The sequence below is a fragment of the Sphingobium sp. B11D3B genome (assembly GCF_025961735.1).
Taxonomy (GTDB): Bacteria; Pseudomonadota; Alphaproteobacteria; order Sphingomonadales; family Sphingomonadaceae; genus Sphingobium.
Genome location: NZ_JAOQOF010000001.1, coordinates 3,243,738 through 3,265,382, shown reverse-complemented (window position 1 = coordinate 3,265,382; position 21,645 = coordinate 3,243,738). Strand labels below are relative to the sequence as shown.

Annotated in this window: 21 protein-coding genes; 8 read left to right on the top strand and 13 right to left on the bottom strand. The window is 65.0% G+C overall.

What is annotated here, in order from left to right:
* A complete protein-coding gene (locus M2333_RS15180) occupies positions 1 to 1,008 on the bottom strand; it encodes an aldo/keto reductase (protein ID WP_264612307.1) in 1,008 nt (335 codons plus the stop codon).
* Positions 1,009 to 1,177: 169 nt separating this feature from the next.
* Between M2333_RS15180 and M2333_RS15175 the strand changes: the two genes are divergently transcribed.
* The 4 genes from M2333_RS15175 (at position 1,178) to M2333_RS15160 (ending at position 5,091) form a co-directional block, all read left to right on the top strand.
* Positions 1,178 to 1,738: a nuclear transport factor 2 family protein gene (locus tag M2333_RS15175; RefSeq protein WP_264612306.1), complete on the top strand. Its 561-nt coding sequence runs from the start codon at positions 1,178 to 1,180 to the stop codon at positions 1,736 to 1,738.
* Positions 1,735 to 2,226 (top strand): nuclear transport factor 2 family protein, encoded by a 492-nt coding sequence (locus M2333_RS15170; RefSeq protein ID WP_264612305.1) that lies wholly within the window; start codon positions 1,735 to 1,737, stop codon positions 2,224 to 2,226. Before M2333_RS15175 ends, M2333_RS15170 begins: the two co-directional genes overlap by 4 nt.
* A 132-nt stretch (positions 2,227 to 2,358) precedes the next feature.
* Positions 2,359 to 2,535, top strand: coding sequence for a YezD family protein (locus M2333_RS15165; protein WP_264571822.1), 177 nt, complete (start codon positions 2,359 to 2,361; stop codon positions 2,533 to 2,535).
* 105 nt (positions 2,536 to 2,640) lie between these two features.
* Complete coding sequence (locus M2333_RS15160; protein WP_264612304.1) at positions 2,641 to 5,091, top strand: TonB-dependent receptor; 2,451 nt, start codon at positions 2,641 to 2,643, stop codon at positions 5,089 to 5,091.
* A 174-nt stretch (positions 5,092 to 5,265) separates the two neighbouring features.
* Here the strand turns inward: M2333_RS15160 and M2333_RS15155 are convergent, their stop codons facing one another.
* Positions 5,266 to 6,732, bottom strand: coding sequence for a carotenoid oxygenase family protein (locus M2333_RS15155; protein ID WP_264612303.1), 1,467 nt, complete (start codon positions 6,730 to 6,732; stop codon positions 5,266 to 5,268).
* Between the two features lie 217 nt (positions 6,733 to 6,949).
* Between M2333_RS15155 and M2333_RS15150 the strand changes: the two genes are divergently transcribed.
* A complete protein-coding gene (locus tag M2333_RS15150) occupies positions 6,950 to 9,235 on the top strand; it encodes a S8 family peptidase (RefSeq protein WP_264612302.1) in 2,286 nt (761 codons plus the stop codon).
* Between the two features lie 152 nt (positions 9,236 to 9,387).
* Here M2333_RS15150 and M2333_RS15145 read toward each other — a convergent pair whose 3' ends face one another.
* The 10 genes from M2333_RS15145 to M2333_RS15100 form a co-directional block, all read right to left on the bottom strand.
* Positions 9,388 to 9,747, bottom strand: a complete 360-nt coding sequence (locus M2333_RS15145) for a HesB/IscA family protein (protein ID WP_181558414.1) — start codon at positions 9,745 to 9,747, stop codon at positions 9,388 to 9,390.
* A 95-nt stretch (positions 9,748 to 9,842) separates the two neighbouring features.
* Positions 9,843 to 10,340 carry an SUF system Fe-S cluster assembly protein gene (locus M2333_RS15140; protein WP_264612301.1) on the bottom strand — a complete coding sequence of 166 codons (498 nt, stop codon included), beginning with the start codon at positions 10,338 to 10,340 and terminating at the stop codon, positions 9,843 to 9,845.
* Positions 10,337 to 11,548: a cysteine desulfurase gene (locus tag M2333_RS15135; protein WP_264612639.1), complete on the bottom strand. Its 1,212-nt coding sequence runs from the start codon at positions 11,546 to 11,548 to the stop codon at positions 10,337 to 10,339. The genes M2333_RS15140 and M2333_RS15135 overlap by 4 nt, the downstream gene beginning before the upstream one ends.
* 301 nt (positions 11,549 to 11,849) lie before the next feature.
* Entirely contained in the window at positions 11,850 to 12,602 is a 753-nt protein-coding gene (locus tag M2333_RS15130) for a SufD family Fe-S cluster assembly protein (RefSeq protein ID WP_264612638.1), read from the bottom strand.
* Positions 12,602 to 12,946, bottom strand: coding sequence for a hypothetical protein (locus M2333_RS15125; protein WP_264612300.1), 345 nt, complete (start codon positions 12,944 to 12,946; stop codon positions 12,602 to 12,604). Before M2333_RS15125 ends, M2333_RS15130 begins: the two co-directional genes overlap by 1 nt.
* Positions 12,943 to 13,689, bottom strand: a complete 747-nt coding sequence (gene sufC / locus M2333_RS15120) for a Fe-S cluster assembly ATPase SufC (RefSeq protein WP_264571817.1) — start codon at positions 13,687 to 13,689, stop codon at positions 12,943 to 12,945. Before sufC ends, M2333_RS15125 begins: the two co-directional genes overlap by 4 nt.
* Complete coding sequence (locus tag M2333_RS15115) at positions 13,689 to 14,156, bottom strand: hypothetical protein (protein ID WP_264612299.1); 468 nt, start codon at positions 14,154 to 14,156, stop codon at positions 13,689 to 13,691. The genes sufC and M2333_RS15115 overlap by 1 nt, the downstream gene beginning before the upstream one ends.
* A 153-nt stretch (positions 14,157 to 14,309) precedes the next feature.
* Positions 14,310 to 15,797 (bottom strand): Fe-S cluster assembly protein SufB, encoded by a 1,488-nt coding sequence (gene sufB / locus M2333_RS15110; RefSeq protein WP_264612298.1) that lies wholly within the window; start codon positions 15,795 to 15,797, stop codon positions 14,310 to 14,312.
* Complete coding sequence (locus M2333_RS15105; protein WP_181558408.1) at positions 15,794 to 16,282, bottom strand: RrF2 family transcriptional regulator; 489 nt, start codon at positions 16,280 to 16,282, stop codon at positions 15,794 to 15,796. Before M2333_RS15105 ends, sufB begins: the two co-directional genes overlap by 4 nt.
* Positions 16,283 to 16,437: 155 nt before the next feature.
* Positions 16,438 to 17,316: an AraC family transcriptional regulator gene (locus M2333_RS15100; protein ID WP_264612297.1), complete on the bottom strand. Its 879-nt coding sequence runs from the start codon at positions 17,314 to 17,316 to the stop codon at positions 16,438 to 16,440.
* A 371-nt stretch (positions 17,317 to 17,687) separates the two neighbouring features.
* Between M2333_RS15100 and M2333_RS15095 the strand changes: the two genes are divergently transcribed.
* The 3 genes from M2333_RS15095 (at position 17,688) to rpsT (ending at position 20,380) form a co-directional block, all read left to right on the top strand.
* A complete protein-coding gene (locus tag M2333_RS15095; protein ID WP_264612296.1) occupies positions 17,688 to 18,725 on the top strand; it encodes a quinone-dependent dihydroorotate dehydrogenase in 1,038 nt (345 codons plus the stop codon).
* Positions 18,726 to 18,814: 89 nt separating this feature from the next.
* On the top strand, positions 18,815 to 20,011 hold the full coding sequence (locus tag M2333_RS15090; protein WP_264612295.1) for an AI-2E family transporter: 1,197 nt from the start codon (positions 18,815 to 18,817) through the stop codon (positions 20,009 to 20,011).
* Positions 20,012 to 20,116: 105 nt separating this feature from the next.
* A complete protein-coding gene (gene rpsT / locus M2333_RS15085; protein WP_181558404.1) occupies positions 20,117 to 20,380 on the top strand; it encodes a 30S ribosomal protein S20 in 264 nt (87 codons plus the stop codon).
* A 119-nt stretch (positions 20,381 to 20,499) separates the two neighbouring features.
* Here the strand turns inward: rpsT and M2333_RS15080 are convergent, their stop codons facing one another.
* Positions 20,500 to 21,573: an AI-2E family transporter gene (locus tag M2333_RS15080; RefSeq protein WP_264612294.1), complete on the bottom strand. Its 1,074-nt coding sequence runs from the start codon at positions 21,571 to 21,573 to the stop codon at positions 20,500 to 20,502.
* Positions 21,574 to 21,645 lie beyond the last annotated feature (72 nt).

Genomic DNA, 21,645 nt, shown 5'->3' with positions numbered 1-21,645 from the left:
TCAGTCCCGCACCTGCCGGCCCTCGATGGGATAGGCCGGATCGGTATAGCCATGGGTGGAGGCATAACCGGGCGCCACCAGTCCGTCGGCAAAGGCCTCGTCCTCGGGGCCCATCGGTACGCTCAGCGCATCGAGATAGGCATCCCACTGCGCCTCGGTGCGCGGGCCGGCAATCGCGGCGCTGACGAAGCGGTTGCGCAGCACCCAGGCCAGCGCAAAGGCGACGGTGCTCACCCCCTTGGCAGCGGCATGGGCATTCACCGCCTCGGCAATGGCCAGCGATTCGGTGCGCCACTCGGTTTGCTTGAGACGGATGTCGCCCCGCGCGGCGCGAGAGTCCGCCGGCGGCGGCCCGTCACCGGCATATTTGCCGCTCAGCACCCCCCGGGCCAGCGGGCTGTAGGGCACCACGCCCAGGCCATAATGGCCAGCGGCGGGCATCTGCTCCACCTCAACGAGGCGATCGACCATATTATACAGCGGCTGACTGGCAATCGGCCGATCCATGCCAATGGCGTCCGCCGCGCGGCAGATCTCGGCAATGCGCCAGCCGCGAAAGTTCGACACGCCATAATAACGCAGCTTCCCCTGCGCGATCAGATCGTCAATCGCCCGCAGCCCTTCCTCGAAGGGCGCATGCGGATCGGCCTTATGAAAATAGAGCAGGTCGATATAGTCGGTGCACAGCCGCTTGAGGCTCGCCTCGACATCCTGCACGATCCATTTGCGCGATTGCCCGCCCTCATTCGGCCCCTTCCCGAAGGCATGGCCAAATTTGGTGGCGACGACCCAATGATGCCGGTGGTCGCGGATCGCCCGGCCCACCACTTCCTCAGATTGGCCGCCATTATAGCCATCGGCGGTGTCGAGAAAATTGATGCCCTGGTCGCGCGCCTTGTGGATGATCCGCGTCGCCGTGGGCTCATCCGTCGCGCCGCCGAACATCATGGTGCCAAGGCAAAGTGGCGAGACCTTGAGGGCGCTGCGCCCCAGATAGCGATAGTCCATAGTCCCTCTCCTCTCCCTCCTGACACGATCGTGCGATTGGCAATCGCTATCATGCTAAGCAATCGCCGTCAGCCTTGAGGACAGCGCATCCATTCAAATTTCCATCTTCGGCCATTAGCCTCCGCTCGATGATGCCCGGCAAGGGCGCATAGAACGGAGGGAGAGTGCGATGCGTGATGCAATTATAGCTGTAGGCCTGCTGGCCATGGCCGGACTGAGCGGGGCGAGCCTCGCGGAGACGCCAAAGGCGCCGCTCACCGTCGAGCAACGGCTGCAGCGGGTGGAGGATGAGCTGGCGATCCGGCGCATCATCGTCGATTATGCCGCCACGCAGGATGCCCGCGACTATACCGCCTATGCGAATCTGTTTGCCACTGATGGCGAATGGGCGAACGGCAAGGCCGTCCACAAGGGACGCGCGGCAATCCGGCAGTTGCTCGTCAACCTCTATGGCACGCCGCCCGCGGGCTTCGTGAACAACGAGAACTATCACCTCACGTCCAACATCCAGATCGACATCGACGGCAACCGGGCGACCGCGCACTCGCGCCACCTGCTCATCTGGCGCGGCCCGAATGGCGAGCCGGTGCCGGCGCTCGCGGGCCGCTATGAGGACGAATTCATCCGCGAGAATGGCGAATGGAAGATCCGGCGCCGCGTCGATTATCCGGTGATGCCCACCGCCGAGGAATGGATGAAGGTCGTCCGCGCGCGCCAGGCCGCGCAATGATCGCATTGCGCCCCATCGCTGCGATCGCGCTGCTCGCCGGCGCCGCTCTTCCGGCCAGCGCCCAGCGCGACGAAACCGCCGATCGGGCCGCCATCCACGCGCTGCTCGTCGCTTATGGCAGCACGCTCGACGCGCGCGACTTCGCGGGGTTCGGGCGACTGTTCGGAAAGGACGGCGTCTATGCCGCCGGCGGTGGCGCAGAAGCGCGGGGGCCGGCTGCCGGCGAAATGATGCGCAAGGTCTTCGCCGGCAATGCCATGGGCTTCGCCGAGCCGAATTATCACCTGTTCTTCAACGAGGTCGTGACCTTCACCGGCGCGGACAGCGCGAGGGCGACATCCATGTCGCTCTACGTCGTGCCGGATGAGCGGAACCGGCCCACGCCCGTGCTCATGGCCGCCTATGAGGACGATCTGGTGCGGGAAGACGGGCGCTGGGTCTTCGCGCGCCGGTCTGTGAAGGGGCTCACGCCTGCACGCCGACCTTAGCGAAGATTGGGCGGCGCAGGAGGAAGCTGCTGTTCCTCGCGGAAAAGCAAATGTTCATCGCAATCCTATTGTCAATATAATCGATTGAGTTAAGTTATCGCCTCCGACCCGGCAAAACAGGAGGAACGGCCGATGTCCACGCCCACGCCCCATTCGGCTGCCCAGAGCGGGGATGACCCCCATGGCAGCGCGCTCTCTCTGATTCGGCAGCATCTTGACCGCCTCAAATTCGGCGCCGTGCATCTGACTGTGCACGAAGGCCGCCTCGTCCAGATCGAGGTGACCGAGAAGACCAGGCTGACCGCCTAACCCTTTCCGTCGGGCCGCCTGGCCGCCCGCGCGATAACAGACCCATAGCATGATGCTGACCGGACCACTGGAGGCATCCCTTTTTTCAAACAAGGGGATTTCACCATGGTCAACAGACCGCTTCTTTCGCTGAGCGCGCTCGCCGCAGCTCTTCTCTTTCATGGCACCGCACAAGCGGACGAAACCGCAGGCGCAGCGCCCGCGACCGGCTCCCACAGCACGGCCGCCCCGCATGAAGACCGCAGCGCCCCGCAGGAGATCGTGGTGACGGCGCGCCGGCGCTCCGAAACCTCGCAGGAAATCCCGATTGCCGTCTCCGTCGTCGGCGGCGCCCAGCTCGACAGCACCGGGGCCTTCAATGTCGGCCGTCTCCAGCAGCTTGCGCCGACGCTGCAATTCTATTCGTCCAACCCGCGCAACACGGCCGTGAACATCCGCGGCATCGGCGTGCCCTTCGGCCTCACCAGCGACGGCTTCGAGCAGGGGGTCGGCATCTATGTGGATGACGTCTATTACTCGCGGGTCGCCTCGGCCACCTTCGACTTTCTCGACGTCGCGCAGATCGAAGTGCTGCGCGGACCGCAGGGCACGCTTTACGGCAAGAACACCACAGCCGGGGCGATCAATATCACCACCAATCAGCCGACCTTCGACTTTGAGGGCAAGGCGGAGGTCAGCGTGGGCAGCCTGAACTTCAAGCAGGCCAAGGCCGCCATTTCCGGCCCGCTCTCGGACACGCTGGCTGCGCGCATCGCCGTCTCCAGCACCAGCCGGCGCGGCACGATCTACAATGTCACAACCGACCGGTGGATTCAGAGTCAGGACAATATCGGCCTGCGCGGACAGTTGCTCTGGAAGCCCACCGACACCTTCAGCGCCACCCTTGTGGGCGACTATAGCGAGCAGGATGCGGCGTGCTGCGGCTCGGTGTTCGTGCGCACGGGCGCCACCCAGCGCCCGCTCAATCGCCAGTTCGCCGCCTTGGCTGCCGCGCAGAACTACGCGCCACCCAGCCTGAATGGCTTTGACCGCCTGACCGATCTCGATGCCAGCCTCAATGCCGGCAACGTCATCGGCGGCGTCGCCCTGCGGTTGAAGTGGGATGTCGGCCCCGGCACGCTGACTTCCGTGACTGCCTGGCGCAGCTGGAACTGGAAACCGGAGAACGACCGCGATTTTACCGGCCTGCCGATCGTCACGCTCTCGCAGAACCCCTCCCAGCAGGATCAGTACACGCAGGAGCTGCGCTACAATTACAGCGGCAAGCAGTTCGATTTCGTTCTGGGCGCCTTCGCCTTTAACCAGCGGATCGACACGCAGGGAACCGAGCAGCATGGCGCGGCATCCAGCCGCTGGACGCTGAACCCGAGCAGTGCGTTGGCCAGCAACCCGGCGGTGCTGAACGGGCTGACCGCGCGCAACACGCAATATCTCAAGAGCACCAGCCTGGCGCTGTTCGGCCAGCTGGCCTGGAAGGCCACCGACGCGCTGACTATCCAGCCCGGCCTGCGCCTCAACTATGACAAGAAGGAAGGCTTCTACCAGCGCCGCGTCTTCGATGGACAGGGCGTGGAAATCTTCGCGACGGACACGGGCACTGTGCGTGCGGCGCAGCTCGGTGTCTTCACCCCGCAGCTCAGCGCCCCGGAGGCCAGCGACTGGAACTTCAGCTACGACCTCACAGTGAGCTACCGCGTCGCCCCGGACATCCTGACCTATGCGACCTATGCCAAGACCTTCAAGACGGTCGGCATCAACCAGAACGGCCTGCCCACCGATGCCGCCGGCAATCCGATCCTTGCCGCCGGGCAGATCCGGCCCGAGCAGGTCCAGCATTTCGAGGCCGGCATCAAGGCGCAGTTCTGGGATCGTCGCGCGACGCTCAACCTCTCGGCCTTCCGCACCGACATCAAGGATTATCAGGCCACGGTGAACAACGGCCAGTTCGGGGTGCTGCGCGGCTATCTCGCCAATGCCGACAAAGTCCGCTCGCAAGGCGTGGAGGTCGACTTCTCGGTGCGCCCGAGCCAGCGTTTCAATGCCTATGTGAATGGCGCCTACACGGATGCCACCTATCGGCGCTTCGTCGACGCGCCCTGCCCGCCGGAGCTTTCTGGCGGCACGGCGGCCGGGAGCAATGCGCCGAGCGTGCCGGGCACGCCCGGTGGCTTCAGCCCGGCCAATTGCGACATCTCCGGCCAGCGCCTGCCGGGCGTCTCCAAGTGGGCGCTCTCCTTCGGCGCGGAAGGCAATGTGCCGGCCACGCTGCTCGGCCAGACCGGCGAGGTGTATCTCGGCTATGACGGCAGTTATCGCTCCAACTTCTCGTCCAACGCCTCACCCTCAGCTTACACCTGGATCGACGGCTACAGCCTGTCGAACGTCCGGCTCGGCTTTCGGACGGATGCCGGCCTCGACATCTTCGGATGGGTGCGGAATGCTTTTAACGAGAACTATTACGAGCAGCTGTTCGTCGGCCCCGCCAATACCGGCCTGATCGCGGGGCTGCCCGGCGACCCGCGCACCTGGGGCGCGACGGTGAAGGTCTCGTTCTGATGGGAAGGGGCGGGAGGCTAAAAACCTCCCGCCCTAATGCGCGCCAGAAACCACCCCTCCGTTCGTGTCGAGCGAAGTCGAGACACCAAAGCGCAGCGCTGGGCGTGTCTCGACTTCGCTCGACACGAACGGGGTGTTGGAACGGACGCTTTTAGAGGGAGTGCAACCTCGCCCTCAAATCCCCGCCAGCTGCGCCCCAGTCGACCAATTGCCGTGCAGCCCCTGCCGGATGCGCACGGGCAGCTTGGCGCGGGCGACCGGTCCCTCGTCGACATGCTGGGCATCGAAGAAGCACAGCTCAGAATAATTGGTCACGTGATTGTCGACCAGTGCGATCACATAGCCTTCGCCTTCCGGCGCATCCGCTGATTTCGGAACGAAGCAGGGCTCCTGGATGCCGCATTGCGGCCCCGGCCACCAGATCTTGGTGCTCCCCGTGGCGAGATCGATATGGGCAAGGCTGTTGATCATGCCGACAAACGGACCGCCCGGCCCTTCATAGGGCTTCTCCCGATCCATCACGAGCATCCAACCATGGCGATAAGCCTGCGTGGCGTAGCGATCATCGATCCGGGGGAACTCGTCGGCGAGATTGGTCAGCTTCTCGATGCTCTCGAACTCGTCACTGTTGGACGCCATGTCGACGCTCCAGCGGCTGAGATAGCCCAGGCCCGCAATCGGATCGAACGGCGCGCCGTGAATATCCGGGAAGAAGGGGAAGCTGTTGTTGGCCGCCACCGGATGATCGAAGTAGATTCGCGTGCCCTCGTTGAAGGCGTTCATCACATGGCCCACGAAGCAGTTGGATGGCGCCTTGAACCAGCGCATGTCCGCGGCCGTGGCGCCGGCCTGCCGGGGTAGCACGGCAAGCCAGACCGGCTGGGTGGTGTCGAACCCGAAATAGGGCAGGCGCTTTTCCAGCCGCTCCATGCTGGTGAGCAGCGGCATGACCGAGAAGACCGCATAATCTTCCGTCACGCCGAAATCATGCATCATGCACAGATATTTGTTCTGGAAGGGGATCTCGAACAGCAACTCACCGGTGGGCGAGATTTCCATATAGCTCATGTCATGGGTCATCGGCCCTTTGGACATGTAGGAGAAGGCACACATATTGCCGGTGGCCGGGTCGATCTTCGGATGGGCGCAGAAGGTCTTGCTGTCGATCCGCCCGCCGAAGTCGGTGTAGCCATGGGTCTCCAGAGTGTTCGGGTCCATGAGCAGGCAGGGGCTGTCCTCCTTCATGGCGTAGAGCTTGCCGGCATGGACCAGCACATTGGTATTGGCGGTGCCACGAATCTGCCCCTCGACGCTCGGATCGTCGGTCAGGTGATTGCGGTACATGCCGAACAGCGACTTGCCGGCCTTGTTCTCCAGCTTCCACTTGTCGGTCTGCGCATAACGCTGGCGGAAATCGACCTTGCCATCCTTGACCCGGAACATGCTGACCATGCCGTCGCCATTGAAGAACTGGTCGTCCTCGAATTTGGGTGCGAACTGATTGTCCGGGTGGACGCGGTGGAAGGCGCCATCCAGATCAGCGGGGACTTCCCCCTCGATCTCGACGTCGTGAATGTCGCCCTGCAAACGGAGCGGGCGAAGTGTACCGGTGAAACCGAACGTGTTGGGGAAATGGGCCATGCGTCGCTCTCCTCGATTCTCTCTCTCGCGCCTGATCTACCGGCCCGCGCATCCGCAGAAATTGATCGAGCGCAACACGCGCCTGGATCATCTCGTCGCCTGATTGGACAGGCTGGCAACCGCCCCCTCGCAGCCCTGTTTTTTGCGAAACAGCCCGTTAACCAGGCGCCACTAATGTCGCAGCGCGCATCGTCGCGCGGACGGGGAACCTGCAATCATGCGGCATGTGATCGCTTTTGGCTCGGTAGTGGCGCTGCTGACGCTGGCCGGCTGTGGGGGTGGCGGTGGCGCGCTTAACTCGACGCCCACACCCGCACCGGCTCCCACACCGACACCGACTCCGACCCCGGCACCCACGCCCGCGCCGACCCCCAGCACGGTCAATTACGACACCAGCGAATACCGCAATTCCTCCGGCCTGCCTTATCATGGCGCGATTACTGCCTATCAGGCGGGCGCCAGCGGCGCGGGCGTGACGGTCGGCGTGGTGGACAGCGGCCTGTCGGATCCGACCGGCGAGTTCACCGGCCGGATCAGCGCCGCCTCCGCGGACTTTGCCGGCAATAGCAGCTACACGGATGTGGAGGGCCATGGCACGGCGGTCTCGGCGGTGCTTGCTGCAGGGCGCAACAACCGGCGCGTGATGGGGATGGCCTGGGGCGCGACCGTGATGGCGCTGCGGACCGACGACCAGTCCGACTGCGATGCCGATGGCTGCAAGCACAGCACCACGGCCATTGCCAACGCCATCGACCATGCCAGGATCAATGGCGCACGGATCATCAACGTCTCGCTCGGGGGCGGCGCGGCTCCCAATTATCTGCTGCAGGCGGTGAAGCGCGCCACCCAGGCCGGCATCATCATTGTCATTTCCGCCGGCAATAACGAGGACGGCCAGCCCATGATGGCCGCGCCGGACGAGCTGGCGCAATCCTTTGCCAACCCGGCCTACAGCAACGGCCTCGTGATCATCGCGCCATCGGTAAACAGCAATGATACGGTGAGCAGCTTCTCGGCCGGTGTTGCCGGCTTCGAGAGCGTGAGCATCGCCGCGCTCGGCAGTCGCGTCCTGTCCTTCGATCACACCGGCACCGACTATCTCTATTCCGGCACATCGTTTGCCGCGCCGCAGGTGGCCGGCGCCGCTGCGCTGCTGGCGGATGCCTTCCCCAATCTCACCAGCGCGCAGATCGTTGCGCTGCTCAAGAACAGCGCGCGCGATGTCGGCGCGCCGGGCGCCGATGCGCGCTATGGCGTGGGCATCCTGGATATCGCCAAGGCGTTCCAGCCGGTCGGCACGCTCAGCATGGCTGGCACACAGATCGCGCTCTCACCCCTTTCGACCAGCACACTGTCCGCACCGATGGGCGACGCCACGCCTGCCGCGCTGGATGCGGTTGCGCTGGACGATTATCAGCGCGCCTATCGCGTAGACCTGACCCCGCGCTTCGCCCGCCCTGCACCGCGCCGTGAGTTCGCCGCTGCGCTCGACACCACCCAGCGCCATCTCAACGTCGGGACGCAGTCGCTCAGCCTCTCGCTCAATCTCCGCCCGACAGTTGAGGCGACCACCACGCGCGATCCGTTTGCGTTCCGTCAGTCAGACGAGGCCCGCACCCGGCTGCTCTCCGGCACGCTGAGCGCGCAGATCGCACCCCAGGCGCGCATGATGCTGGGCTTGCGGACGAGCATCGCCGCGTTGGAACAGCGCCTCGCCGGCCGTGCCGGCCCCAGCTTCCTGATGGCGGATCATGGCTTCGATGCCGATCAGGCCGACCGGCAGGCGCAAGCTGCCCTCACCGTCTCGCAGCAGCTGTCACCGGCGCTGACCATCATCGGCGGGTTCGAGCGGGGCGATATGCAACGTGCCGCTCTCGCGGATGCCGAGCAGTGGCGCGCCACGCCCTATCATGCGGCGTCGCTCTCGCTCGACTATCAGCGCGGGGCGATCGGCCTCACTGCCGGGACGACGATGCTGGACGAGCAGGCCACGCTGCTCGGCGCCCGCTTCTCCGCCAATTTCGGTGCACAGTCGGCGCGCAGCCTGTTTACGCGGTTGGGGGCGCGCGCCGACCTGCCGGGCGCCGTCCGCCTCTCGGCCAACTGGCAGCGCGGCTGGACCCGCGCCGCGGCCGGCGGAGCCTTGCGCGAAGGCGGATCGCTGGTCAGCCAAAGCTGGTCGGCCGATCTGGCCCGTGGCGATCTCTTCGCGCCCGGCGATCTGCTGGGTCTGCGCATCTCCCAGCCGCTGCGCGTCATCGCCAGCCGCTTCACGCTGATCGTACCGCAGACCTGGGACTGGGAGCAGCAACTGGCGACCGACGCGCGCGTGCCGCTCAACCTCGTGCCGCGCGGCCGCCAGCGCGATTATGAGCTGAGCTATGGGCGCGGCATCGGCCCCGGCTGGCTCGGCGCCAACCTCTTCCTGCGCGAGCAGGGCGGCAACATCGCGGCCATACCCGACGAGCTGGGCATGGCTCTGCGTTGGTCGGTGGGGTTCTGAGGCTCGACTGCTGCCGAACGTAGGCTGGCCAAACCGAGCCCCCCCTGTTCCGGTCATTCCCGCGAACGCGGGAATCCAGAACCCCGCGGAACTGCGATTGCGCCCCTGGATTCCCGCGTGCGCGGGAATGACGAGAGGAGAACTGCCCGCCTTCAGACGGTGAAGCTTTCGCCGCAGCCGCAGGCGCCCTTGGCGTTGGGATTGTTGAACACGAAGCCGGCGGTGAAATCGTCTTCCACCCAGTCCATGGTCGAGCCGATGAGGTAGAGCACCGAGGCGGCATCGATGAAGAACAGGCCGCCGGGCGTCTCGATCCGCTCATCGAACGGCGCGACTTCGCTCACATAGTCAACGGAATAGGCCAGCCCCGAGCAGCCCCGGCGCGGCGTGGAGAGCTTGACGCCCATCGTGCCCTCAGGCGCCTTGGCCATCAGGTCCGCAACACGCTGCTCGGCGGCCGGCGTCAGCGTGACGGCGGCAGGCAGCGGGCGCTTGGTGGTGGTCGTGGTCATGGCTCCGTCCTTCACAGTAACTCCGGTCGGGCAGGTCGGGAAATAACCGCCAGCCCCCACCCCAACCTCTCCCCTGAAGGGGAGGGGCTAAGTGTTTACAGCATCCCCAGTTCCAGCTTGGCTTCATCGCTCATCTTCTGCGGGTCCCACGGTGGGTCCCAGACGAGATTGACGTCCACCAGCCCGACGCCGGGCACCGATCCCACGCGCATTTCCACTTCGCCCGGCATCGATTCCGCGACCGGGCAATGCGGCGTCGTCAGCGTCATGGTCACGGCGACATGATTGTCCTCGCCCACCTCGACCCCGTAGATCAGCCCGAGATCGTAGATGTTCACGGGGATTTCCGGATCGAAGATGCTCTTGAGCGCATCGATCACCGCATCATAGGTCGCGCCGCCCGGCTCACCGGCGGGCGCATCGCTGGGCTTCTGGGCAAGAAAGCCCTCCAGATAGTCGCGCTTGCGGGCGACCTTGTCCGAGGCATTTTCAGCCGATGACGGCACATCCTCCACCACATCGCTCACGCGAGCGCGCGGCGGCGAAGCGACGCCTTCGACTTCCTCGGTCCTGATTCTGCTCTCGTCATTCATCCGAATATCGTCCTGACCCGATCGAGGCCACGCAACAGGGCCTCGATATCGCTTTCATCATTGTAAATCCCGAAGCTGGCCCTCGCCGTCGCCTCGACGCCGAGATGCGCCATGAGCGGCTGCGCGCAGTGATGGCCCGCGCGGATCGCCACGCCGCTCTCATCCAAGATAGTGCCGATGTCGTGGGGATGAACCCCCTCCATCACGAAAGAGACGATTCCCGCCGCATCCTCCGGCCCGAGCAGGCGGATGGTGTTGATGCCGCGCAACGCCTCGCGCGTGCGGGCGACCAGAGCATCCTCATGGGCAGCCATGCGATCGAGCCCGATCGCCTCGACATAATCGATTGCCGCCGCCAGCCCGATCGTCTCAATGATCGCGGGGGTGCCCGCCTCGAACCGCGCGGGGGGCGGTGCATAAGTGGTGCGCGCGAAGGTCACCTTGTCGATCATCGCACCGCCGCCATGATAAGGCGGCATGGCCTCGAGGATTGCGCCCCGCGCCCACAGCACGCCGATGCCGGTTGGGCCGTACAACTTGTGGCCGGAGAAGAGGTAGAAATCGCAGCCCAGCGTCTGCACGTCGATGGCGAGACGCGGCGCGGCCTGACAGCCATCGACCAGCAACAGCGCCCCGGCGCCATGGGCAATCTCCGCCGCGCGCTGCACGTCCAGCACGCTGCCGAGCACATTGGAGACATGAGCCAGCGCCACGAGCTTGTGCTCCGGACGGATCATCGCCGCCATGGCATCCAGATCGATGCGGCCATCCTGCGTCAGTGGCACGACGTCGATTTGCGCGCCGGTCCGCTCGGCAATCAGCTGCCAGGGCACGATATTGCTGTGATGCTCCAGCGTCGAGAGCAGGATGCGGTCGCCGGCCTTGAGATTGGCCCCGCCCCAGCTCTGCGCGACGAGATTGATCCCCTCGGTCGCGCCGCGCACGAAGACGATCTCATTCTCGCTCGGCGCGTTGATAAAGCGCGCCACGCGACGGCGCGCGGCCTCGAAGGCCAGCGTCATGTCCGCCGAGCGCGCGTAGACGCCGCGATGCACAGTCGCATAATCCGCGCCCATGGCCCGCACCGTGGCCTCGATCACCGCCTGCGGCTTCTGTGCCGTGGCGGCGGTATCGAGATAGTGCCAGGGCTTGCCGTCAACGGTGACGAGGCCGGGGAAATCGGCGCGACGGCTGAGGAGCGCGTTCATGGTTGCGGCGGAGGGTGTCTCGACTTCGCTCGACACGAACGGGGTCTTGGTCGTCATCACGCTGACATCTCCGAACAGAGCGCGCGAGCGCGAACCCGAGGCCGGAATAACCCGATCAACCCCACCCTTCCGTTCGTGTCGAGCGAAGTCGAGACACACCCAGCACGGCCCCTTCCCTTGCTCCTGTCAAGGCAGGAGCCCAGGGGGGCAAGGGCAGTCGGTTGCGCCCTAGGCTCCTGCCTTCGCAGGAGCACGGGGGCGGCAGAAGCCAGCGAACCATTCATAAGAGCAGCACGCCCCATCATCCCAGCGCCTCCAACCGGGCCCGCGCCACCGTCGCGAACCGCTCGCGCTCGGCCTCGTCGGCCATGTCGTCGAACAGCCCGGCGATGAAGGCTTCGAGCAACAGCGCCTTGGCGCTTGCTGGATCGATCCCGCGCGAGGCCATGTAGAACAAGGCAGCGGCATCGAGCTGGCCAATGCTGGCACCATGGGCGCACTTCACGTCATCGGCGAAGATCTCCAACTCCGGCTTGGCATTGGCCGTGGCGGTGCGGCCGAGCAGCATCGCCTTGAAGCTCTGTGCGGCATCGGTCTTCTGTGCATCGCGCGCGACGCGGATCTGCCCGAGATAATTGGTCGTCGCCTTGCCCGCCGCGATCGCCCGCACGGTCTGCGCACTGGTCGCTTCCGGCTCGGCATGGTTGAGCGTCGTCACCAGCTCGATGGTCTGCGAGGCGCCACCGATCAACGCCGCCTTCAGCTCGAAATGCGCATGGCGGGCGAGCGTCACGTCGAAGGTGACCCGCCCCAGCGTGCCGCCGCTGTTCAGCAGATGGACGTTGAGCGTGCCGCCCGCGCCGATCTCGACCAGATGATCGCGCACGATGCTCTCGCCGTCCGCGCTATCCTGCAGCAGCGCCAGCGTGCGCACTTCACCGGGCGCGACGACGATCCGCTCGGGCGCGCCCACGGGCCAGACCTGCGCCGCGGCATCGAGGTCGCTATAGCGCCAAGCCTCGTCGCGGCGCGTGGGGAGCGTTGCCGATGCCATCATGCGCCGCCTCCCGCCCGCTCGGTCGACAGATACTCGCGAATGCGCGCGACCAACGAGGGCCGGGCCTTGTCCACACAGGCGCGCACCTCGTCCTGCGACGCCTTGCCTTTGCGCACGCATTGCGTGGTGGCCTTGCACAAGGCCGCGTCGAGCTTGCGCACGCCGGTCGATTCACTCAATCCGCAATGATATTTGCCCGCCGCGTCACGGGTGATGCCCACCTGGACGCCGCGCAGGCGCTGCGCGATGACGGTGATGTCCTCGTCGGTCGCGCCCTCAATCGGCACCGGCGGCGCGGCGACGGCGCTCTGAGCAAACACCAAGGCGGCCATCAGACTCATGCCGCGACCACCTCGGCATAGCCGTCCTTCTCCAGCGCCAGCGCCAGTTCCGGTCCACCCGATTTCACGATGCGGCCGGCCGCGAGCACGTGCACGAAGTCCGGCTGCACATAATCGAGCAGGCGCTGATAATGGGTGATGAGCAGCACGGCCTTGTCCGGCGCGCGCATGATCGCGTTGATCCCGGCGCCCACGGTCTTGAGCGCATCGATATCGAGGCCGGAATCGGTCTCGTCGAGAATCGCCAGCTTGGGGTCCAATATGCCCATATGGACCATCTCGGCGCGCTTCTTCTCGCCGCCCGAAAAGCCCACATTTACCGGGCGCTTGAGCATCTCCATGTCCATGCCGAGCAGCGCCGCCTTCTCGCGCGCCAGCCGCAGGAAATCGGCGGCGGACAGCGGCTCTTCACCGCGGACGCGGCGCTGGCTGTTCAGCGCCTCGCGCAGGAACTGGACATTGGAGACGCCAGGAATCTCGACCGGATATTGGAAGCCGAGGAACAAGCCGGCGGCGGCGCGCTCATGCGGCTCCATGTCGAGCAGATCGGCGCCGTTGAACGAGACGCTGCCCTGCGTGGCTTCATAACCGGGCCGACCGCCAAGCGTGTAGGCCAGCGTGGACTTGCCCGCACCGTTCGGCCCCATGATCGCATGGATTTCGCCCGCATTGATCGAGAGGCTGAGGCCCTTGAGGATGGCCTTGCCGTCGATTTCGGTGTGGAGATTGTCGATGGTCAGCATCAGCGCCCGCCTTCCTGCTCGTGCTGGCGGATGAGCGTGCGGGCCGTCCAGAAGGCCATGTCACGCACGTCGCCGGGGGCGGGGAACAGCGTGTCGATGTGCCGCTTGATCGGCATATAGGGCCACCAGTCAGCGCCCGGCTCCGGCGCGCCCTTCTCCAGCAGGCCAACGACGAACTCGCTCACCGGCCCCATGCGCGCGAGATTGGGCGCCTTGGCCTTGTGAAACGTCTTGTCCGTCCGCAGCCGCTCGGTGAACGTCGCATCGCCCTTGGCCAGCGCCTCGCGGCACTGCGCCTGATAGGCATCGAGATCGCCGAAATCCTGGACGGCACGCGGCTGCAACTCGCCTTCTTCCAGTTCGTAATCCTCGGTCAGGATGAGGATCGCCGCCGTCCATGACTGGCCATTGCCGACATCCTCCGCGAAATCGGCGAGGGCATCCTGGATATCGTCTTCGTCGCTCAAAAGTCTCGTTCCTGTAAAAGCCCACTCAGGGAGAGGGTGTTTAATGTTCGTCACCCCGGACTCGATCCGGGGTCCAGCAGCCTTTCGGCGCTGCGTCGTAAGAAGCGGGATGCCGGATCAGGTCCGGCATGATGTGGGAGGACAGGGCAGAGGTCACCCCACCGAACCTTCCAACGAAATACCCAACAGCTTCTGTGCTTCCACCGCGAATTCCATCGGCAGTTGCTGGAGCACATCCTTGGCGAAGCCGTTGACGATCAGGCTCACCGCCGCTTCCTGATCCAGCCCGCGCTGCAGGGCGTAGAAGAGCTGATCGTCGCTGATCTTGCTGGTCGTCGCCTCATGCTCGACGATGGCGCTCGGATTCTTCACCTCGATATAGGGCACGGTGTGGGCGCCGCACTGGTCACCCAGCAGTAGCGAATCGCACTGGGTGAAGTTGCGCGCCCCTTCCGCATTGGCGCTCATCCGCACAAGGCCGCGATAGGTGCCGTTGGATTTGCCGGCGCTGATGCCTTTGGAGACGATCGTCGAACGGGTGTTCCTGCCGTTGTGGATCATCTTGGTGCCGGTATCGGCCTGCTGGCGGTTGTTGGTCACCGCCACCGAGTAGAACTCGCCAACGCTGTTCTCGCCGTTCAGCACGCAGCTGGGATATTTCCACGTGATCGCGCTGCCGGTTTCCACCTGCGTCCAGCTCACCTTGCTGTTGCGCCCTTGGCACAGCGCGCGCTTGGTGACGAAATTGTAGATGCCGCCCTTGCCCTCAGCATCGCCGGGATACCAGTTCTGCACGGTCGAATATTTGATCTCGGCATCATCGAGCGCGACCAGCTCGACCACGGCAGCGTGGAGCTGGTTCTCGTCGCGCTGCGGGGCGGTGCAGCCTTCCAGATAGGAGACGTAGCTGCCCTTGTCCGCGACGATCAGCGTGCGCTCGAACTGGCCGGTATTCTCGGCATTGATCCGGAAATAGGTGGAGAGCTCCATCGGGCAGCGGACACCCTCGGGAATGTAGACGAAGGTCCCATCCGAGAAAACCGCGCAGTTCAAGGTGGCGAAGTAATTGTCATGCATCGGCACGACCTTGCCGAGCCACTTCTTCACCAGATCGGGGAACTCGCGGATCGCCTCGCTGATCGAGCGGAAGATGACGCCGGCTTCCTCCAGCTCCTTGCGGAAGGTGGTCGCAACGGAAACGCTGTCGAACACGGCGTCCACAGCGACCCGGCGCGCGCCCGCGACATTGGCGAGCACCTTCTGCTCCTCGATGGGGATGCCGAGCTTCTCGTAAGTCCGGCGGATTTCCGGATCGAGCTCGTCCAGGCTGCCCAACTCGACCTTCTTCTTGGGCGCCGCATAATAATAGGCGTCCTGATAATCGATCGGCGGCACGTTGAGTTTCGCCCAATCCGGCGAGTCCATCGTCAGCCAGTGGCGATAGGCCTTGAAGCGCCACTCCAGCATCCATTCCGGCTCGTTCTTCTTGGCCGAGATGAAGCGGACAGTGTCCTCGCTCAGGCCCTTGGGCGCGAACTCCTGCTCGATGTCCGAACTGAAGCCCCACTCATAGTCGCTCACCTTCTTGGCGGCGGCGAGCGCATCTTCATTCTTGGGGCGGGTATCGACCGGGGCAGTCATTGCACGGACTCCATGGCGGTTGCGCTTGCAGGGCCAGTCAGGCCCGGAGGCGAGAAAGCCGCAACCGGCAGCGTTTCAGGGGAAGCGATGAGATGAGCCAGCGTGACATGCGCCAGCGCATCGCGGACCAGCGCGTTGACGCCGATCCAGTGCGGGCGGATGTCACAGGGCTGCGAGAGGGCGCAGCATTCCGCCCCGTGCGGCTCGAGGCAGCCAGTGAGCGCGATCGGGCCATCGACCGCTTCGATGATGTCGGCCAGCGTGATCGCCGCCGCCGGACGCGCCAGCTTGATGCCGCCGCCGCTGCCGCGCGTCGCCTTGATCAGCCCGGCCCGGCCGAGCAGGCTCGCAAGCTTCTGTCCCGTCGGCACCGGAATGCCGGCCTTGACCGAGAGGCTCGCCGCATTCGCACGCGCGCCACCGCACTGCGAGGCGGCGGTCCGCATCATCAGCACGGCATAATCGGCAAGGCTCGACAGGCGCATGTTTGCAAACGACTCTCAAATCGGAGTAAATCGGTCTGATTGCGCAAATGGGCCGACGCTCGGCGGAAATCAAGCCCGAAAGCAGAGCAATTCGCAGCGCGGGCGCTTCTGTGCCTTACGCGATGAGGGGCGAGCACGCGGCAGCGGCTGGCGGGTCAGCTGATCTGACTCAACCTGGCGATCCCGTCCTTGAGCTCCGCGCGCTTCATCGAGAGACGGATTACGATGCTGGCTCGCTCGCGCAGCTCCGTGGGCGTGAGGCCCGTGAAATGCTTGATCTCGCGGATGAAATGCGATTGGTCATAGAAGGCATCGCCACTCACTTCCGCCCATTCCAGATCTTCGCGCGCCAGAACCTGGGCACAGCGCAGCGCCCGATACTTGCGCGCCAGATATTTGGGCGGCGCGCCGTACAGCCGGTTGCACCAGCGCGCGAGCTGGCGCGCGGAAAGGCCCGTCGTCTCCTGCAGCACCTCGACCCGGGGCGACTGCTCGTCTGCCAGCCAGCGGTCCACAACCTCGATGAATCTGCGCTCTGCATCCGGGACGGGATGAAGGTGATCGCGGATGAAAGCCCAGAAGATATCTTCCGCGCTGCCAGGATCATCGATCCTCCGGAGCGCTGACAGCATATCGGTCCAGCCGGGGCCGAACCGCGCAGCGAGATCGACCACATCATCGGATGCCGCATCCGCATCGCCGGCCCGCAGCGCCGCCCAGCCCAGCGGCAGAACGGAAACGCCGAAGACCTGCAAAGGCCCGTACACATCGAAATGCGTCGCCGCGCTGGTCGCGCCGAGCAGGCAGCATTCAGGGGTCTCCGCCCGGTGCCCGTCCACGAACCGATAGGCACCCGAACCAGCGAGCATGAAGCGAATTTGCGCGAAGTCCGCACGGGTATGGTCCGCCACGCGCGGCTGGTCCGCGGTGAACAGGTACATCGCGCCAAAATAATGTGCCAGATCGACAGGCGGAACGAAGTAGCTGAGCGCTACCATGTCCGCAGTATCGGCAACGGAGAATCTGTGACGCACGCGCGACCCTGACCACTCTCCAGGGAAAGACGAGCCGAAATGTTCGATCGGAAGGACTGGCAGTTCGGCAGGGCCAAGGCCACGCCATCGCGTGCTCCACCCTGACCGACCTTTCGCACAAATCGCTGATGCGGCAAATAAAAAAGCGGCCCGGCAGGCAATATCACCCGCCAGACCGCTAAAGTTCAAGGTCTCTGAGCCAAATGACCAAGAGCCCTTCGGGTCGCAGCCTCGCCGTAACGCGATTCGTTCAGCTTGGATTGGACGGAATCGTCATGATAATGCGAATCGTAGCCCGGTTGAGATTCCGCGCCACGGCTCTGTTGCGCTGCCCTTTGACCGCTTGACCGAGCGCTGGCATAGCGCGCGGCATGTACCAGAAGCTCCGCCCTCTCCTGTTCGCGCTCGATGCGGAGCGCGCCCATGGCCTCGCCCTTGCCGCGCTGCGCCTGCCTTTGCCCTCAGCCCCCAAGCCGGACCCAATTCTGGCCCAACGGCTGTTCGGACTGGACTTCGCCAGCCCGGTCGGCCTCGCTGCGGGGTTCGACAAGAATGGCGACGTGATAGACCGGGTCGGCGCGCTGGGCTTCGGCTTTGGAGAATTGGGGACGCTGACCCCACGCCCACAGGTCGGCAATCCACGCCCGCGCATTTTCCGGCTGGTCGAGGATGGCGGCATCATCAACCGGCTGGGGTTCAACAATGGCGGGCAACCGGCGGCCTGCGCCCGGCTCGGTCGACGCGGCAAGCCACAGGGGCTGATCATCGGCATCAATATCGGCGCCAACAAGGACACCGAGGATCGCATTGCCGATTATGAGGAAGGCGTGCGGGCCATGAGCCCCCATTGCCATTACCTCACCGTCAATGTGTCCTCGCCCAATACCCCCGGCCTGCGGGCCCTGCAGGACAGGGGCGCGCTCGACGCCCTGCTCGGCCGCGTGATGGCCGCGCGTGCAGAGGACGGACCGCCGATGCTCCTCAAGATCGCACCCGACCTGGAGCCGGCGGACATCGACGACATCGCGGAACTGGCTTTGCAGCACCGCATCGACGGACTGATCGTAACGAACACCACGATCAGCCGCCCGGCCTCGCTCCGCTCCGCCAATGCCGGGGAATCGGGCGGCCTGTCCGGCGCACCGCTGCATGACATGGCCCTTGGCCGCCTGCGCGATTTCCGCCAGCGCCTGGGCGACCGGCTGCCGTTGATCGGCGCCGGCGGCATCCGTACCGCCGAGCAGGCTTATGCCCGCATCCGCGCCGGTGCGAGCCTCATCCAGCTCTATTCGGCGATGGTCTATGAGGGGCCGTATCTGCCCGCGCGCATCAATGCCGGTCTCGCCGATCTCTTGCGGCGGGATGGGTTCACATCGATCAGCCAGGCCGTCGGGGTAGATGCGCGCTGAGGAATTGGCGGCCTCAACGGATCGATATTGCCTTTGCGCTGTTTTTGCGATGAGGTCGCGCCAGACGAACTGAACGGAATTCGCCCAGCATGGATGCCAGCCCGCCACCCCGCAAGATCGAGGATCACGCCTTTCTCGCGCTGGTCATCCTCATCACGGTCGCCTTCGCGTTCATTCTGGAGCCTTATTTCCAGGCGATCCTGTGGGGCGTGATCATCGCCATCCTGTTCCAGCCGGTGCATCGCGAGATTCGCGACATCATGCCGCGCTGGCCCAGCGCCGCTGCCGGCCTGACGTTGCTGCTCATCATCGCACTGGTGATCGTACCGGCGCTGCTGCTCACCATCGCGCTGATCCAGGAAGCGAGCGTGTTCTACGCGCGCATTCAGTCCGGCGAGATCAACTTCGCGCAATTGTTCGATGATCTGCGCGCCAGCATGCCCGCTTGGTCCGAAAGCTGGCTCCAGCGTTACGGGCTCGACAATTTCAATGCCGCGCAAGAGCGGCTGCGCGAAGCGGCGGCAGACAGCTTCCAGTTCGTGGCAGCGCAGGCCGTCAACATCGGCCAGAGTGCGTTCAGCCTGTTCATCGCGTTCACCGTCATGCTCTATCTCACTTATTTCCTGCTGCGCGATGGCGAGACTCTGATGGAGAGCGTGATCAAGCGGACGCCGCTACGCGATGGCCCGCGCCGGGAATTGCTCCGCCAGTTCGTACTGGTGATCCGCGCGACCGTGAAAGGCAGCATTATCGTCGCCATCGTGCAGGGCTTCATCGGCGGGGTCGTGTTCTGGCTGCTGGGCGTCGAAGGCGCCTTGCTGTGGGGCGTGATGATGGGCTTCTTCTCGCTGTTGCCCGCCGTGGGCACCGGCATCGTCTGGGTGCCGGTCGCGGTCTACCTGCTAGTCAGCGGCGCGCTGGCCCAAGCGCTCATCCTCATCTTCTGCGGCATCTTCGTGATCGGGATGGTGGATAATCTGCTGCGGCCGATCCTAGTCGGGCGGGATACCCGAATGCCGGACTATCTGGTGCTCATCACCACGCTGGGCGGGCTGCAACTGTTCGGCTTCAGCGGGCTGGTGATCGGTCCGGTCATCGCTGCCCTGTTCATCGCCACCTGGAACATCGTAGCCGGGATGCGCGGGCAGGATGAGGCCGCGCTCCCCATCACGGAGCCAGACGACCTGCCGGATGCCGCTTCCGTGCCGGTCGGCGAGGTGGAAGCGCGCTTGCGCACGGATGCGGCAGGCACGCAGAAGCCGGCTTCATCGCCACAAGGCGGTTGACGCTGTCCCGGATCAGGGCTAATGGCCCGGCCTTCGCGCGCCTGCGGCTTCCGCCTGGCGAGTCGGGCCGCGCGCCCAAAAACAGTTTCGAGTTCGAGGAATTTCATGGCCAATACGCCGCAGGCAAAGAAGCGCATTCGTCGCAACGCACGTCGCGCCGAGATCAACGGTAGCCGCATGAGCCGCATCCGCACCCTCGTGAAGAAGGTGGAAGCAGCGGTCGCAGCGGGTGACAAGTCGGCGGCGCAGGCAGCCCTTTCCGCCGCACAGCCCGAGCTGTCGCGTGGCGTGGCCCGTGGCGTGCTCCACAAGAACACCGCCTCGCGCAAGTTCAGCCGCCTGACCAAGAGCGTCGCCGGCCTGGCCTGAGCGCTCTCGCGGATTTCAAGACAAGAACGGCGTCGGACTTTCCGGCGCCTTTTTTGTTGTCCGGACGAGCGGCTGGCCCCTCCCGTCCCTCATGATCAGCCGCGCCTCTCGCGGGCTCGTCAGTCCTGCCCGGCGATCTTGATCTTCTTCCCAAGCAGGGTCCGCACATAGATCCGCTGGACCATCACGAACACCACCACCGTCAGCGGCGCAGCCAGCAGCATGCCCATGAAGCCGAACAGAAGCCCGGCCGCCACTACCGCGAAGAGCAGCACGGCGGGCGGCACGTCCACGGCCTGCTTTTGAATCATCGGCTGCAGGAAATTGCCCTGCAATTGTTGGATGATGAGGAACACCAGGGTCGTCCACAGGGCAGTCATCGGCGACACGGTAAAGGCCAGCAACACGGCCGGCACGCCCGCGATGATCGGGCCGATCATCGGGATCACATCCAGCAGGCCCGCAATGATGCCAAGGCCGCCTGCTGCGGGCACGCCCAACGCCGCAAGCCCGGCCCAGGTCAACGCCGCCACGACCACCGACGAGACAGCCTGTCCCATCATCCAGCCTCGCAAGCCGCGCACCGCATCATCGAGTGCCTCGCCGAGCGGGGATTCGGCCCGCTGGGGCATCAGCAAGATGAGGCCGCGCCGATAGACGGCGGGATCGCTGGCGATGAAGATGGCGCCGACGAACAGCAGCACCAGATTGGCGATGCCGTTGCCCGCCGTGAGCGCATAACCGCCGGCCTGAGACAGAAGGTTGGAAAGGTCGCCCTGACCCTGCTCGATCAGGTCGCGGGTGGCGTCGCCGAGGCCAAACCGCTCCAGCAGCGCCTGCACCTGATCGATGGCGGGCGGGATGCTGTCCCGGATGGTGTCGAACTCACCCACGATCTGCGTGCCGAACAGCGTGAAGGCGCCGGTGATGACCGCCAGCAGCGTCACCACCGCAAGCGCCAGCCCCAGTCCGCGCGGCAGCCCGGGGATGCGGCAGATGACGCGGGTTATGGCATCGAGAATGGCCGCCAGCACCAAAGCCGCAAAGACCAGCAGCAGCAGGCCGGACATTTTGACGAACAGCCACGCCGTGCCCACGACCGCCAGAATGATCACGGTCGCCATGGCGATTCGCGCGCCCGGACCTTGCCGTTCGCGCGGCGCCGGATCCGCCTCGCGGTGCTGAACTGTCATGACATCCCCCTTATCGTTCACCGCCAGCTTAATGCTTGGTGGTGCCTGTGCAATGTACCGTTGGGCTCCCGC

Coding starts and splice junctions, on each gene's coding strand:
- M2333_RS15180 (WP_264612307.1), bottom strand. CDS start 1,008: ATGGACTATCGCTATCTGGGGCGCAGCGCCCTCAAGGTCTCGCCACTT.
- M2333_RS15175 (WP_264612306.1), top strand. CDS start 1,178: ATGCGTGATGCAATTATAGCTGTAGGCCTGCTGGCCATGGCCGGACTG.
- M2333_RS15170 (WP_264612305.1), top strand. CDS start 1,735: ATGATCGCATTGCGCCCCATCGCTGCGATCGCGCTGCTCGCCGGCGCC.
- M2333_RS15165 (WP_264571822.1), top strand. CDS start 2,359: ATGTCCACGCCCACGCCCCATTCGGCTGCCCAGAGCGGGGATGACCCC.
- M2333_RS15160 (WP_264612304.1), top strand. CDS start 2,641: ATGGTCAACAGACCGCTTCTTTCGCTGAGCGCGCTCGCCGCAGCTCTT.
- M2333_RS15155 (WP_264612303.1), bottom strand. CDS start 6,732: ATGGCCCATTTCCCCAACACGTTCGGTTTCACCGGTACACTTCGCCCG.
- M2333_RS15150 (WP_264612302.1), top strand. CDS start 6,950: ATGCGGCATGTGATCGCTTTTGGCTCGGTAGTGGCGCTGCTGACGCTG.
- M2333_RS15145 (WP_181558414.1), bottom strand. CDS start 9,747: ATGACCACGACCACCACCAAGCGCCCGCTGCCTGCCGCCGTCACGCTG.
- M2333_RS15140 (WP_264612301.1), bottom strand. CDS start 10,340: ATGAATGACGAGAGCAGAATCAGGACCGAGGAAGTCGAAGGCGTCGCT.
- M2333_RS15135 (WP_264612639.1), bottom strand. CDS start 11,548: ATGAACGCGCTCCTCAGCCGTCGCGCCGATTTCCCCGGCCTCGTCACC.
- M2333_RS15130 (WP_264612638.1), bottom strand. CDS start 12,602: ATGGCATCGGCAACGCTCCCCACGCGCCGCGACGAGGCTTGGCGCTAT.
- M2333_RS15125 (WP_264612300.1), bottom strand. CDS start 12,946: ATGAGTCTGATGGCCGCCTTGGTGTTTGCTCAGAGCGCCGTCGCCGCG.
- sufC (WP_264571817.1), bottom strand. CDS start 13,689: ATGCTGACCATCGACAATCTCCACACCGAAATCGACGGCAAGGCCATC.
- sufB (WP_264612298.1), bottom strand. CDS start 15,797: ATGACTGCCCCGGTCGATACCCGCCCCAAGAATGAAGATGCGCTCGCC.
- M2333_RS15105 (WP_181558408.1), bottom strand. CDS start 16,282: ATGCGCCTGTCGAGCCTTGCCGATTATGCCGTGCTGATGATGCGGACC.
- M2333_RS15095 (WP_264612296.1), top strand. CDS start 17,688: ATGTACCAGAAGCTCCGCCCTCTCCTGTTCGCGCTCGATGCGGAGCGC.
- M2333_RS15090 (WP_264612295.1), top strand. CDS start 18,815: ATGGATGCCAGCCCGCCACCCCGCAAGATCGAGGATCACGCCTTTCTC.
- rpsT (WP_181558404.1), top strand. CDS start 20,117: ATGGCCAATACGCCGCAGGCAAAGAAGCGCATTCGTCGCAACGCACGT.
- M2333_RS15080 (WP_264612294.1), bottom strand. CDS start 21,573: ATGACAGTTCAGCACCGCGAGGCGGATCCGGCGCCGCGCGAACGGCAA.